The 15,319-nt window shown below is 43.6% G+C and carries 12 protein-coding genes and 1 riboswitch; of the genes, 1 reads left to right on the plus strand and 11 read right to left on the minus strand.

Features of this window, described 5'->3' with window-relative positions; translation table 11 throughout:
- Window positions 1–170: 170 nt before the first annotated feature.
- The 7 genes from ADH92_RS04080 to ADH92_RS04110 form a co-directional block, all read right to left on the minus strand.
- Window positions 171–509: a YlbF/YmcA family competence regulator gene (locus ADH92_RS04080; protein WP_003014453.1), complete on the minus strand. Its 339-nt coding sequence runs from the start codon at window positions 507–509 to the stop codon at window positions 171–173.
- Window positions 510–609: 100 nt separating this feature from the next.
- Window positions 610–1,716 (minus strand): prephenate dehydrogenase, encoded by a 1,107-nt coding sequence (locus ADH92_RS04085; RefSeq protein ID WP_049497300.1) that lies wholly within the window; start codon window positions 1,714–1,716, stop codon window positions 610–612.
- 16 nt (window positions 1,717–1,732) lie between these two features.
- The gene (gene aroC / locus ADH92_RS04090) at window positions 1,733–2,899 is read right to left on the minus strand and encodes a chorismate synthase (RefSeq protein ID WP_049497302.1); all 1,167 of its coding nucleotides are present in this window, start codon (window positions 2,897–2,899) and stop codon (window positions 1,733–1,735) included.
- A 6-nt stretch (window positions 2,900–2,905) separates the two neighbouring features.
- Complete coding sequence (gene aroB / locus ADH92_RS04095) at window positions 2,906–3,979, minus strand: 3-dehydroquinate synthase (protein WP_049497303.1); 1,074 nt, start codon at window positions 3,977–3,979, stop codon at window positions 2,906–2,908.
- 161 nt (window positions 3,980–4,140) lie between these two features.
- Window positions 4,141–5,013, minus strand: coding sequence for a shikimate dehydrogenase (gene aroE, locus ADH92_RS04100; RefSeq protein WP_049497305.1), 873 nt, complete (start codon window positions 5,011–5,013; stop codon window positions 4,141–4,143).
- Entirely contained in the window at window positions 5,003–5,680 is a 678-nt protein-coding gene (gene aroD, locus ADH92_RS04105) for a type I 3-dehydroquinate dehydratase (RefSeq protein WP_003014374.1), read from the minus strand. The genes aroE and aroD overlap by 11 nt, the downstream gene beginning before the upstream one ends.
- Window positions 5,677–6,840, minus strand: coding sequence for a class I SAM-dependent rRNA methyltransferase (locus ADH92_RS04110; RefSeq protein ID WP_049497309.1), 1,164 nt, complete (start codon window positions 6,838–6,840; stop codon window positions 5,677–5,679). Before ADH92_RS04110 ends, aroD begins: the two co-directional genes overlap by 4 nt.
- 230 nt (window positions 6,841–7,070) lie before the next feature.
- Between ADH92_RS04110 and ADH92_RS04115 the strand changes: the two genes are divergently transcribed.
- Entirely contained in the window at window positions 7,071–9,230 is a 2,160-nt protein-coding gene (locus ADH92_RS04115; protein WP_049497311.1) for an LTA synthase family protein, read from the plus strand.
- A gap of 52 nt (window positions 9,231–9,282) precedes the next feature.
- On the opposite strand, the gene pulA is transcribed toward ADH92_RS04115, so the two are convergent.
- The 4 genes from pulA to ADH92_RS04135 all read right to left on the minus strand — a co-directional run bounded on the left by pulA (window position 9,283) and on the right by ADH92_RS04135 (window position 15,196).
- Window positions 9,283–11,592 carry a type I pullulanase gene (pulA, locus tag ADH92_RS04120; protein ID WP_049497313.1) on the minus strand — a complete coding sequence of 770 codons (2,310 nt, stop codon included), beginning with the start codon at window positions 11,590–11,592 and terminating at the stop codon, window positions 9,283–9,285.
- A gap of 78 nt (window positions 11,593–11,670) precedes the next feature.
- Window positions 11,671–12,633 carry a diacylglycerol kinase family lipid kinase gene (locus ADH92_RS04125; protein WP_003006748.1) on the minus strand — a complete coding sequence of 321 codons (963 nt, stop codon included), beginning with the start codon at window positions 12,631–12,633 and terminating at the stop codon, window positions 11,671–11,673.
- 9 nt (window positions 12,634–12,642) lie between these two features.
- On the minus strand, window positions 12,643–14,601 hold the full coding sequence (gene ligA, locus ADH92_RS04130; RefSeq protein ID WP_049497316.1) for an NAD-dependent DNA ligase LigA: 1,959 nt from the start codon (window positions 14,599–14,601) through the stop codon (window positions 12,643–12,645).
- Window positions 14,602–14,686: 85 nt separating this feature from the next.
- Entirely contained in the window at window positions 14,687–15,196 is a 510-nt protein-coding gene (locus ADH92_RS04135) for a QueT transporter family protein (RefSeq protein ID WP_003006740.1), read from the minus strand.
- Window positions 15,194–15,300: riboswitch (PreQ1 riboswitch) on the minus strand. It overlaps the preceding gene by 3 nt.
- Between the last annotated feature and the right edge of the window lie 19 nt (window positions 15,301–15,319).

Raw genomic sequence — 15,319 nt, forward strand, 5'->3', positions numbered from 1 at the left:
CCTTCTCCAGAGTGCTTTTCCACATATTCTATCATAAATAGGACATGAATTCAATTTTTGATCAAAAATTTGGAACAAAAAACGAATGTTTCCAAGCATTTTTTGAGCTTGTTTTCCTCTAGTGGCGAACGAAAATACCAGAGTCGAAATGACAACTCTGGTAGTGGTTCTTATTTGTATAAATCTTGAATCGGCTCAAAGATGATCTTTTCAAGATCTGCAAGATAAATAGACAATTGTTGTTGTTTGGTGAAAAATTCATTCACAATCGGACTTGCTTGGATTTTTTCCATGTAGTCCTTCATTTCTTGTTGCACAGCTTCTGTTGGAAGTTGACCGGATTGCATCAAGCCTTGCAGTTGATTTTGGAAAGCGACGTATTCGTCAAACAGCGTTTTCGCTTCTGGATTTGCTTCGATCGCTTGCTTGCTTTCTACGACAGCCTTATATTCAGGAAGGTCTCGCAGGGTTCGAGAGAGTTCGTTTGCTACATCATAAATATTTGCCATTTTCTAGGCTCCTTTACTGATAAGATACTTCTATTATACTGCTTTTCCTTCAATATTCCTAAAATGAAGCAGGCATTTTGACGCAAATCCTTCTTTAGACCTAGCGAGCAAGGACAGTATAAGACATCGCCTGGCTGATCAATTCTTGGGCCTGTTCCTGATCCTCTGCATTTTTAAAGGTCAGTTGCAAAATCCCGTGGATATCTTCACGATTCTCTTCATTAATGTGAATATTGACCAAGGAAATCCCTTGTAGGAGTTGTAAGATTTCGAGGATCACACCTTCCTTATCAGGGACATCGATAAAGAGATCATAGGCACTATCGCGTCCAGCACGCTGATGGATTTGCATTTCTTTTCGGTGCTTGCGACCTTCTTGGAAAAAGGACCAAATGGCCTCTTCGTTATCTGCTTGAATGGTCTCAGCCACCTGATCCAAACGCTCTTTGAAATCTGCAATCCGCTCTAATATCGCTTGAGGGTTGGACAAGAGGATAGAGGTCCACATGCCTGGCTCACTTTCCGCAATCCGTGTCATATCCCGAAAGCCACCAGCCGCAAAACGACGGGTCATTTCATGCTCTTCCCCATAAGCTACGGCCTGCTCGACCAGAGTCGAGGCTAAAATATGAGGGAAATGGCTGATCTGGGAAGTCACTCGATCGTGTTCCTCGGCATCGATTTCGATAAAGCGGGATCCCAATCCACTCAGAAGCTCTTTCAACTCTTCCATGGCACCCCCTGTCGTCAAGCTGGAAGGGGTAAAAATATAATAGGCATTTTCAAATAAGGTTGCATCTGCTGCTGCAGCACCTGTCTTATGACTACCAGCCATGGGGTGTCCTCCCACAAAGCGTACATCCTTATCTGTAAACACTTTTTCAGCTTGTGCGACAATTTCTGCCTTGGTAGAGCCTGCATCTGTCACCAGTACCCGGTCTTTCAAATGCAAGCTAGCTAAGGTTTCTAAGTAAGACTTGGTTTGCTTGATGGGAAGGGCCAAAATAATGATATCTGCTAAGGGGGCAAAGGCTGCGAAATCATCCGTCACCTGATCCACCATTCCTCTTTCAAGGGCGATGGTTCGAGAGGCTTCACTACGATTGTACCCAAGAACAGTCACGTTTGGGTGGGCTCTCTTAATGCCTAGCGCGAGGGATGCACCAATCAAGCCCAAGCCTGCAATATATACAACTTTCTTCTCCAAAGGAAAACTCTTTCTCTTAAAAATTCTTCGTAAATTCCCGGTGCTTAGCAACGGCTTCTTTCAATTCTTCCAAGTTATCGGATGAGAATTTTTCAAGCACTTCTGTAGCAAGGACTGTTGCGACCACTGCTTCCATTACCACTCCTGCAGCTGGTAGAGCCGTTGGGTCGCTGCGCTCAACTGTTGCCTTATAAGGCTCATGAGTTTCAATATCCACACTCATCAAAGGTTTGTAGAGGGTCGGAATAGGTTTCATGACACCACGAACCAGAATGGGCTCACCATTGGTCATGCCCCCTTCAAAACCACCAAGATTATTGGTGCGACGCGTATAGCCAGTGTCCTGAGACCAGATGATTTCATCCATGACTTGACTACCTTTTAGGCGACCTGCGTCGAACCCAAGACCAAACTCAACTCCCTTAAAGGCATTGATAGAGACCACTCCTTGAGCGATTTTAGCGTCCAATTTCTTGTCCCATTGCACATAGGATCCTAGTCCAACAGGCACACCCCCAACCAAGGTTTCCACAATTCCCCCGATGGTATCGCCATCTTTTTTCACTTGGTCAATGTAAGCCTTAACGGCTTCTTCTTGTTCTGGCACCACGATCGAAACTTCCGACTGACCTGCCTTTTCCTTGATTTCTGAAACGGTTAGATTCTCAGGAATTGCAATCTCGATTCCCCCAAAATTAACAATGTGGCTGGCTACTTCAACGCCGATCTCTTCTAAAATCCGTTTAGCAACTGCACCAACGGCTACACGCATGGTCGTCTCACGGGCAGAAGAACGTTCGAGCGAATTACGAAGATCGTCAAAACGGTATTTGATCCCTCCGACTAGATCGGCATGACCAGGACGTGGCTTGGTGATCTTACGCAGATTTTTCTTTTTCTCTTCGACCGGTGCTACATTCATGATCTCCAGCCATTTTAGGTGATCCAGATTGGTCACATTCAGAGTAATCGGACCTCCCATGGTCAAGCCATGACGAACACCTGATGTGATCTCAACACGGTCACTCTCGATTTTCATCCGAGCACCACGACCATAGCCACCTTGTCGACGTTTGAGCTCTTTATTAATATCCTCTTCAGATAAAGGAAGGCCTGCCGGAACCCCCTCGATGATGGCTGTTAGTCGAGGTCCATGGGACTCTCCTGCTGTTAAATATCTCATACGACCTTATTCCTTTCTTTCTAAAAAGTCCTTCATTTCTTGAAGAGGGATTTGATGAATCGCTGCTTTCCCCAACTCTGGAACAATCACCAATTTCAAGCTGGTCCCACGGGCTTTTTTGTCATGGGTCAAAGCTTGATAAAGGGCTTCTTGATCCCATTGCTCATAGGCCACCGGAAGGCCAAATTTTCGGCACATTTCTTCGATTTTTTGAGTGATTCCCTTTGGCATCAAGCCTTTTTCTTCTGCAACTCGGGAGAGCTGCACCATGCCCATACTGACGGCTTCTCCATGCATAACCTGCCCATAACCAGCTGTTGCTTCAATGGCATGGCCAATGGTATGACCAAAATTGAGATAGAGGCGAATGCCATTGTCCAGCTCGTCTGCCACCACATGGTCACGCTTCACCAGGCAAGAATGAGAAATAATGCTCTCTGCATGCTCTAGAATACTCTCGATAGAACCATCCATGTCTTCCAATTCTTCCCAAAGTTCCGTATCTTGGATGAGACCATACTTGATGACTTCACCCATCCCCTCGATCAATTCACGGTGTCCCAAAGTGCTCAACACTTCAGGATCAATGAACACTCCATCCGGTTGGGCAAAGGTTCCTACCATGTTTTTGGCATAGGCTGTGTTGACTCCAGTCTTACCACCGATAGAGGAATCAACCTGCGCGGTCAAGCTAGTCGGGATCTGAACAAAGGAAATTCCCCGCATATAGGTCGAGGCAGCAAAACCAGCCAAATCACCAACAACGCCGCCCCCAAGAGCGACGATTCCATCACTGCGGGTCATGCCTTGAGTAGCTAGAAAGTCATAAACTTTTGAAACAGTGGTTAGATTCTTACTGGCTTCTCCTTCAAGAAACTCAAAGCGCACCACTTGAAAACCAGCTTTCTCAAGGCTCTTCTCTACGATAGAGGCATATAGCTTAGCCACGCGGTTATCGGAAATAATGGCGACTTTTTTATCGCCCCAAAGAGTACGCAACCAGTCGCCAACTTGGTTGAGACCACCTCTTTCAATCACAATATCATAGGAATGTCCTGGAATAGGTACCGATACGTTCATAGGAATCTCCTTCACGTTTTTCTTTGATTCTATCTTATCATGAAATAAGGTACATGTCTCAAACAAAATGAAAAAGAGACTAGAGCAAGACTGTTTTTTAAAAAATCAGTTCCTGTTCTAATCTCATAAAGCTTTTCAATAGGGAAAGGTAAACCCCTCTCTTAGTCACATACAAATTGGCGATATTCTGTTGTCAAAGCTTTCCATACAGACTCTGTAGGAAATACTTTCCCAGTCATTAATTCAAATGCTGCTTCAGCTTGATAAAAGAGCATTCCCAGCCCATTTACCCTCTGGTTTCCTTGATTCACTGCTAATTGCAGAAAGGGGGTCACTGCCGGATAGTAGGCCATCTCTACGATTAAGGCATGTGGGGGAAAGGTCAATTGACTCGCTATTGGAAGAGACTGACCATCCATTCCAACACCAGTGGCATTTAAGATGAGATCAGCTTGATTAAAAGAGTTTTGAACATCTTCATCTTTCTCAATCGCATACAATTCTATCAAGAAATCAAAGCCTTCTTCAACCAACTGAACTATTGAACGATAATGAACCAATCTTTCCTCTCTCACAAAGACAAGGATACGTTTCACACCTAGATGAATCGCCTGTGCAATAATCGCTAAAGCTGCACCACCTGCACCTAAGAGAACCATTGTTTTTCCCTTAATAGAGAAAGCAGGAGGTAAACTACGAAAGAAACCAATTCCATCCGTATTATAGCCTTTAAGCTTGCCATCACGGTGAACAATGGTATTGACAGAACCGATCTTTCGGGCCATCTCATCCACTTCATCTAGATAAGGAAAGACCTTCTGCTTATAGGGCATGGAGATATTGGCCCCAATCATATCTAACTTACGAATTTGGCTGATGGTGCTTTCTAAGTCTTCTTCAGCAATATCCCAAGCTAGATAAGCAGCATTGGTCGCTGTTAATTCATAAGCTAGATTATGGATGAAAGGAGAAATACTATGACGAATGGGATGGGCAATGACCGCTGCCATCCGAGTATATCCGTCAATCTTCATTTAATAACTCCCGAATTCTTCTCATATTTTCAAGAGGAATTTGACCTGGAGCACTTTCATCTCCGACTCTAGCATAAGACCAAGAAGAGCCTGTCAAATCAGCTGTCAAGCGCGAAATCTTCCCGACCTTGCCCATGGAAATCGTTACATATTCTTGCTCAGGGTTCAGTGTCTTGAAACCACGCGTATAATTCATCAAGTCAAGAACATCTTGTTCATTGTGGGCCATAACGGATACCTTGACTAATTTTGGAGAAAAGCTGGTCAATTCCGATAAGATCTCCATCATATTTTCCGGAGTTTCTTGGAAATTGTGGTAGCTAAGAACAAGATTTGAAAATTCCAACATCTCTTCAAAGACTTCACGGTGACTATAATACTCGAAATCGATATAATCCGGATGATAGATGGATTGAATATCTTTTAGAATCCCAACATATTCTTCATTAGTCAGCTCCATCTCTCCACCTTCAGCTCGAGTCCGCAAGGTGAATAAAATCTCGCGTCCAGCAAATTTCTCAAAAACTGCAGGAGCGACGGTTAAGATCTCGCTTTTTTCTAAAAAGTCTGCACGCCACTCAATAACATCTGCATCCTCGTAACGCGAACTATCTAGTTGTTGCGCCTCTTCTAAGGAGCGAGGCATAATCGAAACAACTAACTTCATACATCCACCCTAATCGTAAATACTTTTAAGTAATTACTACTTTCTTCTTTCTTGTTCCATCGAAAATCTCCCGGAAGTCCGTATTCCGCTACATAGCGATGCTTACGTCCTTGAAATCCCTTTTCGATTTGTTTTTTAAATTTATCTTTGGTCACATTTGCTGCATTGGTACTGAGAATCAAGGTCCCACCTGGATTTAAAATCTCAAGAGCCTCGCTGACCAATCGATGATAATCTTTAGCGACTGAAAAGGTCCGTTTTTTATTCCGCGCAAAGCTAGGCGGATCAACCACGATCACATCATAGCTTAGGTCATGGCGTTTGGCATATTTGTAATAGTCAAAGACATCCATCACGACAAAACGATGAGCATCCAACGCCAAGCCATTTGCCACAAAATGCGCTTCTGATAATTCTCTACTTCTCTTAGCCAGATCGACCGATGTTGTCTCAACTGCTCCACCCATTGCCGCAGCCACAGAGAAGGCCGCCGTATAGGAGAACATATTAAGCAAGGACTTACCAGCAGCGAGCCCCTCAACTAAACTTCCTCGGACTTCATGCTGGTCCAAAAAGATCCCCGTCATCAAGCCATCATTGAGAAAGACTTGGTAAGAGACCCCATTTTCAAGAATCAAAAATTCTTGCGGAGCTTCTTCTCCATAGACATGAGCTGATTCATAGTCCAAGCCTTTAAAGCGAATCTTTTCATAGCCCCCTCGGACTTCTGGAAAAGCTTCTTGAAAGGCCGCTAGAATGGTTCCCTTGATCTGAAATACGAAAGGATTGTACCAAGAAAAAACAACAAACTCACCATACAAGTCAACCGTGAAACCACCAAAACCATCTCCCTCTTGGTTAAAGAGACGAAAGGCCGTCGTCGTTTCATCCGCATAATAAGAACGACGGTATTGCTTGGCTTTGATGAAAAGCTTTTTAAAAAAGTCTTGATCAAAAGCGACCAACTCTTGTGAAACAAACCATCCAATCCCTTTATTTTGTTCAGATAAGTATCCGACTCCTAGGGATTGTCCATCTCCTGAAAGCAATTGAATCGCTTGATCCAAAGCAGGAAGTGACTCAAAATCTTGCTTTTCAAGAAGGGATTGTCCTTGTTTTAATTTTCGAGCTACTTGCCGACTGACTGTGAGTTTTTTCATACCCTCTATTATAGCAAAAGTCTGCAGTTTTCACAAAGAGAGGGTTTATTTACTGGAACTTTTTTTACCATTTTATCCTAGCTCTCATCATTTAGCTTCAAATGATATAAAATGCCGGATCTTTCCTATTTCTTTCCTCTCCTTTACAGTCATTTTTTTCTTTCTCCATAAAAATGTGGTATACTTGTATATGAAAATTTTTAGGAAATAAGACAAGGAAGTAACATTTTGTGAAAAAAATTACGAATTCGATACTCAATTTCATGAGTACCAGACTAGGATTTGTCTTGACCCTTCTGTTGCTCTACTGGTTCAAAACCATGTGGGCCTATTCAGTTGATTTTAATTTAGACATTCAAGGACCCTATCAAATTTTTCTAGCAGTGATCAACCCATTGCCGATCAGTCTGCTCTTCATCGGTCTAGCACTCTATATCAAACGAACCAAGCTCTTTTATAGTTTGGCCTTTGGGATCTACCTTCTCTTATTTATTTGGTTGATTTCCAACTCCATCTATTATCGAGAGTTTACAGACTTCGTAACGGTCAATACCATGTTGGCTTCCAGCAAGGTTTCTGCCGGTCTCGGAGCTGCTGCTTTAGAATTGTTCCGCCCTTGGGATGTGATCTACATTCTAGATTTCCCTATTCTAGCTTTCTTCTTCTTTAAGAAATGGATTCGAATGGACAATCGTCCCTTCAATAAACGAGCTAGTTTTGCGGTTACCTCTTTATCGGCTATGCTCTTTTCGGCCAACCTTTTCCTCGCAGAAATTGACCGACCTGAGCTCTTGACTCGTGGGTTCTCAAACTACTATGTCGTTCGTGCCCTAGGCTTACCAGCCTTTCTGGGTTATAGCGCTAATCAGACCTATGCTGCCAACAAAGAACGTTCCAAAGCCTCCGAAGCAGATTTAAAACCGGTGGAAGAATATATCCAACAGCATTATGCCAAGCCTAATCCTGAGTACTTTGGAATGGCCAAAGGCCGTAATGTTATCTACATTCACTTGGAAAGTTTCCAACAATTCTTGATCGATTACAAGTTGAAAGTAGACGATAAAGAATATGAAGTGACACCTTTCTTAAACTCACTTTACCACTCGAAAGAAACCTTTGCCTTTTCAAATGTTTTTAACCAAGTCAAGGCAGGGAAAACGTCTGATGCTGAGACCATGATTGAAACAGGCCTCTTCGGACTCAACCAAGGCTCCTTTATGGTGAACTATGGTGGAACCAATACCCAACAGGCTGCACCATTTATTCTTTCAAAAAATGGTTACAACTCGAGCGCTGTTTTCCATGGGAATGCTGGAAGTTTCTGGAATCGAAATACCGCCTATAAACAATGGGGCTACAATTACTTCTTTGATGCCAGCTACTTCACCAAACAAAATAGCAGCAATTCCTTCCAGTATGGTCTTAATGACAAATACATGCTCAAGGATTCCATCAAATACCTAGAAAGATTGCAACAGCCTTTCTATACGAAGTTCATTACGGTTTCCAACCACTATCCTTATACGACCAGCCTGTCAGGAGATGATCTTGGCTTTCCTCTAGCTAAGACTCAGGACGAAACCATCAATGGCTACTTTGCGACCGCTAACTACCTAGATTCTTCGATCAAGGCCTTCTTTGATTACCTGAAAGAATCTGGTCTTTACAAAAATTCCATCATCGTTCTCTATGGGGACCACTACGGAATTTCAAACTCCCGCAACCCAGCTCTTGCTCCTCTACTTGGTAAGAACTCTGAAACGTGGTCAAGTTATGACAATGCCATGTTGCAACGCGTACCTTATATGGTAGTTATTCCAGGTATGGATAAGGGTGGCATCATTGATACCTATGGTGGCGAAATTGATATGCTCCCAACCTTGGAACATTTGCTAGGCATTGAATCCAATAAATTCCTCCAAGTTGGTCAAGATATGCTCTCTCCAGAACATGATCAAATCGTCGCCTTCCGCTCCGCTAACTACTTTGTAACTCCAGAGTATACGAGCTATAGTGGCCGGACCTATTACACCAAAACAGGTGAGGAAATCACCAACCCAGACGAAAAAACCAAGGAAGAACTGGATAAGATTAGGGAAGCTGCTAACCTGCAATTGAAGATTAGCGATAGCATCCAGACCGGTGATCTCCTTCGCTTCTTCAAAGGCAATGATCTTGGAAAAGTCAATCCAGAAGATTATTCCTACACCAATTCCTTCAAGGCATTGAAGAAGATTGAAAAGGAAAAAGGTGACAAATCAACCAGCCTTTATAACCAACGTGGCAACCAGTCTACCGTTGATCTCTTCAAGGCACCAACTTATAAAGAATTGCACCCAGAAGATGATAGTTCTTCCTCAACAGAGACCAGTAGCAGTTCTTCTAAATAAAAAGAATCCCTGAGTTTAAAAACTCAGGGATTTTGTGATTTCTTTAAAAAGATTACGCTTTACCTTCATCTAGGACTTCAAAAACAGAAGCTGTTAAATTCTCCACATAGAATGGTCGTTTATGACGACTATTCCCAACCATCAATTTCAATTTATTTGAATTTTGGAGGTAATAAGGAAGTCCGCTGGCGTTGAAGATGACCAAGTACTTCTTGTCTCCTGTAAGTTCAAATATCAGAAGTCCACTACAATCAGTTGCAGATTGGATAAAGACTTGTTGGTAGATTTTATCGTAGCTTTCAAGCCCTAAGACAGGAAGACTTGTCTTCAAGGCGATCAAGCTTCGGATATAGGCAATTGATTCCTTGTTTTGACTGACCAGATCCCAGTTGACCTGATTCACAAAATCTGGAGCATTGTAGGAATTCATGGCCCGTTCACGATCCAAAGGAGTGATTTCTCCATCAGGACCTGTCGCTACCAATTTGGTCCTCATGAACTCTTGACCCAATTGCATAAAGGTCATGCCCTGAAAGAGCAGATTCATAGCCGTAGCCAACTCTGAGCGCTTGACCAATCCTGCTACTTTTTCATTCGGATGAAGGGTCTGAAGCAAGTCATAGAGATTATAATTGTCATGAGCCTCCACATAATTCAAGACCTGATTGGGACTTAAATAATTGCCAAGCTCTGCACTACCTAAAACAGCACGCGCAACGATATACTCTGTTGATTTTCTGCTGACAAAGCCACGTTTGATGGAACCATAAACCTCAGCCCCTTTAATGGCATCGCGCTCCGTATCATTGAAGAATCCAATTCGAGGCAATTGCGCTGCATTGTCCTTCTTAGCCTTGTCTTCTGGTGCGAGACCTGTCCCCATGTCCCAACCTTCTCCGTAAAGGAGAATACGAGGATCCAGAGCATCCATAGCCTCCCGAATAGCATTCATCGTCCTTACATCGTGAATGCCCATCAAATCAAAGCGGAAGCCATCGATCTGGTACTCCTTGACCCAGTGCGTGAGGGAATCAATCATGTACTTGCGGTACATTTCATGCTCACTAGCCGTTTCATTCCCAACACCTGTCCCATTTTGGAAGCGACCATCTGGCTCCATCCGGTAATAATAATCGGGTACTGTATTTTGGAAAGGACCATGCTCGGTCGAGTAGATATGATTGTAGACCACATCCATGACCACAGAAATTCCTGCCTCATGATAAGCCCGGATCATGGTTTTGAGCTCTTTCATGGTTTGTTTCGGATTGGATGGATCCGTCGAAAAGCTAGTTTCTGGTGCAGAATAATTCTGAACGTCATAGCCCCAATTGTAGGTCACACGGCCTTCTTCGTCGTACTGTTTAAAGCGGTCAGAGATCGGCTGCAGTTGCACGACATTGACCCCTAACTGACGGATATAATCAAAGGCAGTTGCATCACCATGGCTATTGACTGTTCCTTCTTGGCAAGCCCCCAGATAGGTCCCACGCAAAGACTCGTCCACACCTGATGTCGGTGACTTGGTCAAATCCCGAAGATGCATCTCATAAATCACTGCTTGACAAGGATTGTCCAAGCGCCAAGGAGTTGCATCGGCGCCTTTTTTAGGACCCCAATCAAACTGACGATCTGCTCTTGAAAGAATGGCAGAGCGCATCCCATCCGCTGTCGTTGCAATGCTATAAGGATCGCGCGTCACTTGAGTATGGTGTTCAAAATGCACACGATATTGATAAGCCATGCCACTTAAATTTCCTAAAAAATCTAAAATCCAAACACCGTGGGTATTTTCTGGGTGGTAGCTAGACTCTTGTTTGCCTCGTGTCATTGGCATGCTCTTCCAAATAGGCGCATCCAAGTCTGTAGATTGATAGAGCAACAATTCAACTTTCTTGGCAGTAGGTGCCCATAGTTTAAAGCAATGCTCCCCTTCTTCCTCACGATGACCAAGCCAGCCTTGATACGCCCATTTAGCATCAAACTCTCTAGGACGCATCGCCATATCGTAGGCATGAGGCTGACGATGGCTGTAGGCATGACTCGTCAAAGCAGCTTGCAAAGAATAATAAACTGTATCGTCTCCATCGAGAATCCACACTTCTCGAACATGCCCTTCTGGTAAGAGTTCGATTTCAAAATCACGGGTCTTGGTGAGCCAATCCCCTTCTTTAACCAGGACATGGCCCCGGTTCAAGGCATCCTCACTCTCGTATACCAGATTTCCCTCTACTCCAAAATAATCCAACTTGGAGAAAGAGACTGATTTTCCTTCTACTTGATCCTGCCACTGCCACATATCATAGGCAAAATAATTTCCTTTTTGCTTATGAAAATGAAGCTTTACATGGTATTGTCGCATAACATTTTCCTATTTCCAATTTAATACCGAAGGAACCATCCGCTTGTAAAACACGTAACGGACTCCAACTATTTGTTTTTATTCTTCAGATGGGTGAACCAAAGCATCGTTGTTGATTTCATCAATATTTGCAAAGAATTCCAAGTGATTATGGAAGACTTCCAATTCAACTGGAGTATCTCCTCCGTATTCCCCATCTAGATTGATGCGGAATGGTTGAGCATTTTTCCCTAACATTTCGATCGTCAACTTCTTGGTCTTGAGATATTCTACATTTTCATCGTGCACATGCTTGCCTCCATTAATGGCCTGAATCATCAAGGACAACATGTTAAAGAGCTTAGCAGTTTTTACGATAATCAAGGTAAAGTTCCCATCATCAAGCTTAGCATCTGGCGCAACACTTTCAAAACCAGCAATCGAGTTGGTAAGAGCCACAAAAATCATAGACGCTGGCCCTTCAAAGACACCATTGTCGTGCTCAATCCGCACCTTACGAGCCTTGTTTCGTGGCAACATTTTAGCAGCTTCTGCCACATAGGCAAAGTAACCCAAGCGAGATTTAACACTACTTGGAACACTGAAGGTCAATTCTGTCATGGTTCCTGCTGCAGCAATGTTGATGAAATACTTACTGCCATAGGCACGACCAATATCCATCTGAATGGTTTGATTCTTTTCGATAATGCGAGCAGCCGCCACAGGATCACCCATCGGGATCTTCAAGGCACGCGCATAGTCATTGGTGGTACCAGTCGGGATAAAGGCCATCTGCGGACGATTTTCCAGACCTGCAACCCCATTGACCACTTCGTTAATCGTACCATCTCCACCAGCGGCAATGATTAAATCAAAGCCTGCCTTAGCGGCTCTTTCTGCTTCATTTTGGGCAGAAAATGGTTCTGGAGTCGTTTGATAAGCGCTAGTTTCATAGCCCACATCTTCGAGTACGTCCAAGACTTCCGCAATATTTTTCTTGATAATTTCTTGCCCAGAGGTCGGATTATAAATTAAACGGGCTTTTTTGATTCGTTCTACCATAAAGATCCTCTATAAACTTTCAAGCCAGGCCTCATCTTCTACCTGGATTCCTAATTCTTGTGCTTTGGTTAACTTGCTACCAGCGTCACTACCTGCAACGACCAAATCTGTTTTTTTGGAAACCGATCCAGTTACCTTAGCGCCCAGACTTTCTAATTTTGCCTTGGCTTCTGAACGCGTGAGTCGCTCTAGCTTCCCAGTCAAAACGACTGTCATTCCTGATAGGGCCGCATCAGCAGCGACTTTTTCACCAAGATAAGCCATATTGACACCAGCTTCTTTGAGCTCTTGCAAGAGACGCTTGGATCCTTCTTGCGCGAAATAACTCTTAAGGCTTTCAGCCACGACCATACCGAGACTATCAATGCTGGCAATCCGTTCTGGATCAGCTGTAGCCAGTTGATCGAGGTCATGGAATTCTTGGAGTAAGATTTGACTGACCTTGCTTCCGACATGGCGGATTCCCAAACCAAAGAGCAACTTTTCAGCTGAATTCTCTTTTGAAGCTTGAATGGCTTCATAGAGTTTTTCAGCCGATTTTTCTTTGAAGCCTTCTAAGGTCAATAGATCCTCTACAGTGAGCCGGTAGATCCCAGCTACATCCTCTACCAACTGAGCCGCGAAGAGTTTCTCTACAACAGCTGGACCCAAGCCTGTGATATTCATAGCATCCCGACTGGCAAAGTGGTTCAATCCTTCCTTAATCTGGGCTGGACAGAGCGGATTGATACAGCGAAGGGCCACCTCATCCTCGAAATGAAGCAACTCACTCTGGCAGCTCGGACAATGAGTTGGAATGGCTAATGCTTGATCAGAGACTCGCTTATCTTTGACAACACGCAAGACCGCAGGAATGATATCACCCGCCTTATAGACAATGACGGTATCATCCTGATGAATGTCTTTTTCAGCAATATAGTCCACATTGTGCAAGGTTGCCCGACTAACAGTGGTTCCTGCTAGCTGGACTGGAGTTAGATTGGCAGTTGGCGTCACAACACCGGTCCGTCCAACCGTCCAATCCACCGATAAGATTTTCGCTTCTTTTTCTTCAGCTGGAAACTTATAGGCGACAGCCCATTTAGGAGCTTTTACGGTAAAGCCTAGTTCTTCTTGAACAGCTAGATCATTGACCTTGATGACAATCCCATCGATATCGTAGGGAAGATCCTCTCGAAGCTGAGCTACCTTTTGGATAAAGTCCCAAATTTGCTCCATATCCTCAGCCAGCACTCGCTCTCGGTTCACAACAAAGCCTAAGCGGGCTAATTTCTCAAGCACGCCTTCCTGACTGCTTTGATCAGTTGGACTCACTTCTTGATACAAGAAGGTCGCGAGATTTCGCTTGGCCACGATTTTCGTATCCAATTGGCGAAGCGTTCCTGCAGCAGCATTCCGCGGATTAGCAAACTCCGGCTCGCCGTTTTCTTGACGGATCTGATTGACCCGATCAAAGGAAGCCCGTGGCATGTAGCACTCGCCTCGCACTGTAATGTTCACTGGCTCTGGTAACACCAAAGGAATGTCCTTGACCCGTTTGAGGTTCTCTGTAATATCCTCACCGACAGAACCATCTCCACGTGTTGCGCCCGTTACAAGGACACCATTTTCATAGGTGAGGGAAATGGACAAGCCATCGATCTTCAGCTCACATACATAGCTGATGGAAGGAAATTCCTTACGGACACGCTGATCAAAGACTTCTAATTCTTCACGCGAAAAAGCATCCTGCAAACTATAAAGGGGATACTGGTGCTGGTATTTGGTAAAGCCTTTTAAAACCACCCCACCTACACGGTGAGTTGGACTCTCTGGTAAGATCTCATCAGGATGAGCGGTTTCTAGTTCCACCAACTCCCGATACAATTGATCATATTCACTATCTGAAACAGATGGAGCATCTTTTGTGTAATACTCGTAAGCATATCGATTGAGTAATTCCACTAATTCTTTCATTCTGGTTTTCATGTTCTTATTTTATCATAAAATCTTAATTTAGCCTTGAATTTACTGCATTCTTAGCATTAAAAAAAGGAGCCAAAGCTCCCTTTTCTTATTTTGTAAAATCGATCCGTTTAGAAAGTTGATTGATCACAATCGCTCCAAAAATCAAGGATGCAAATTCACCCAATCCCATGGTCAACCAGTTATAGAAGAATGGTTGGCCTTGAAGGTAATAAAGTTCCAAGGCAATCGTAAACATGGAGATGGAAAAGAATATCGCAAACAAGAAATGGTCCAAGCGAATAAGGCCGTCAAACAAGAACTTGTTTTTGAATCGACCAAATAGAATGAGTCCAAGTCCTAAGAAGACAAAGGTTGAACCTCCACCGACAAAGACATCGATCCATCCAAAACTAAATAAGTTAGCAATCATACAACCAAGCGTCACCGCAATCAAGTACTTCTTATTGTAAAAAGCTAAGAAATTCATCATTTCCGAAACACGGAATTGATAGCCATAGTAGGCCATAGCGTTGAGAGGTGGGGTAATGGTCAATACGATATAAATCGCAGCAACAATAGCAATTTGTGCCATATCACGAGCAGTTAACTGTTTCATTTATTCTCCTTTAGCGGTTTTCCCACGTGTAATATGCTTGGCGAAAGGATCTTAAGCACCAAGGGTTGAAGGTTTGATTTCTTCAACTTTTCAAGTATAGCATATTTTGAGGTTTTATGGTAG

Source organism: Streptococcus parasanguinis (assembly GCF_001073155.1).
Lineage (GTDB): Bacteria > Bacillota > Bacilli > Lactobacillales > Streptococcaceae > Streptococcus > Streptococcus parasanguinis_D.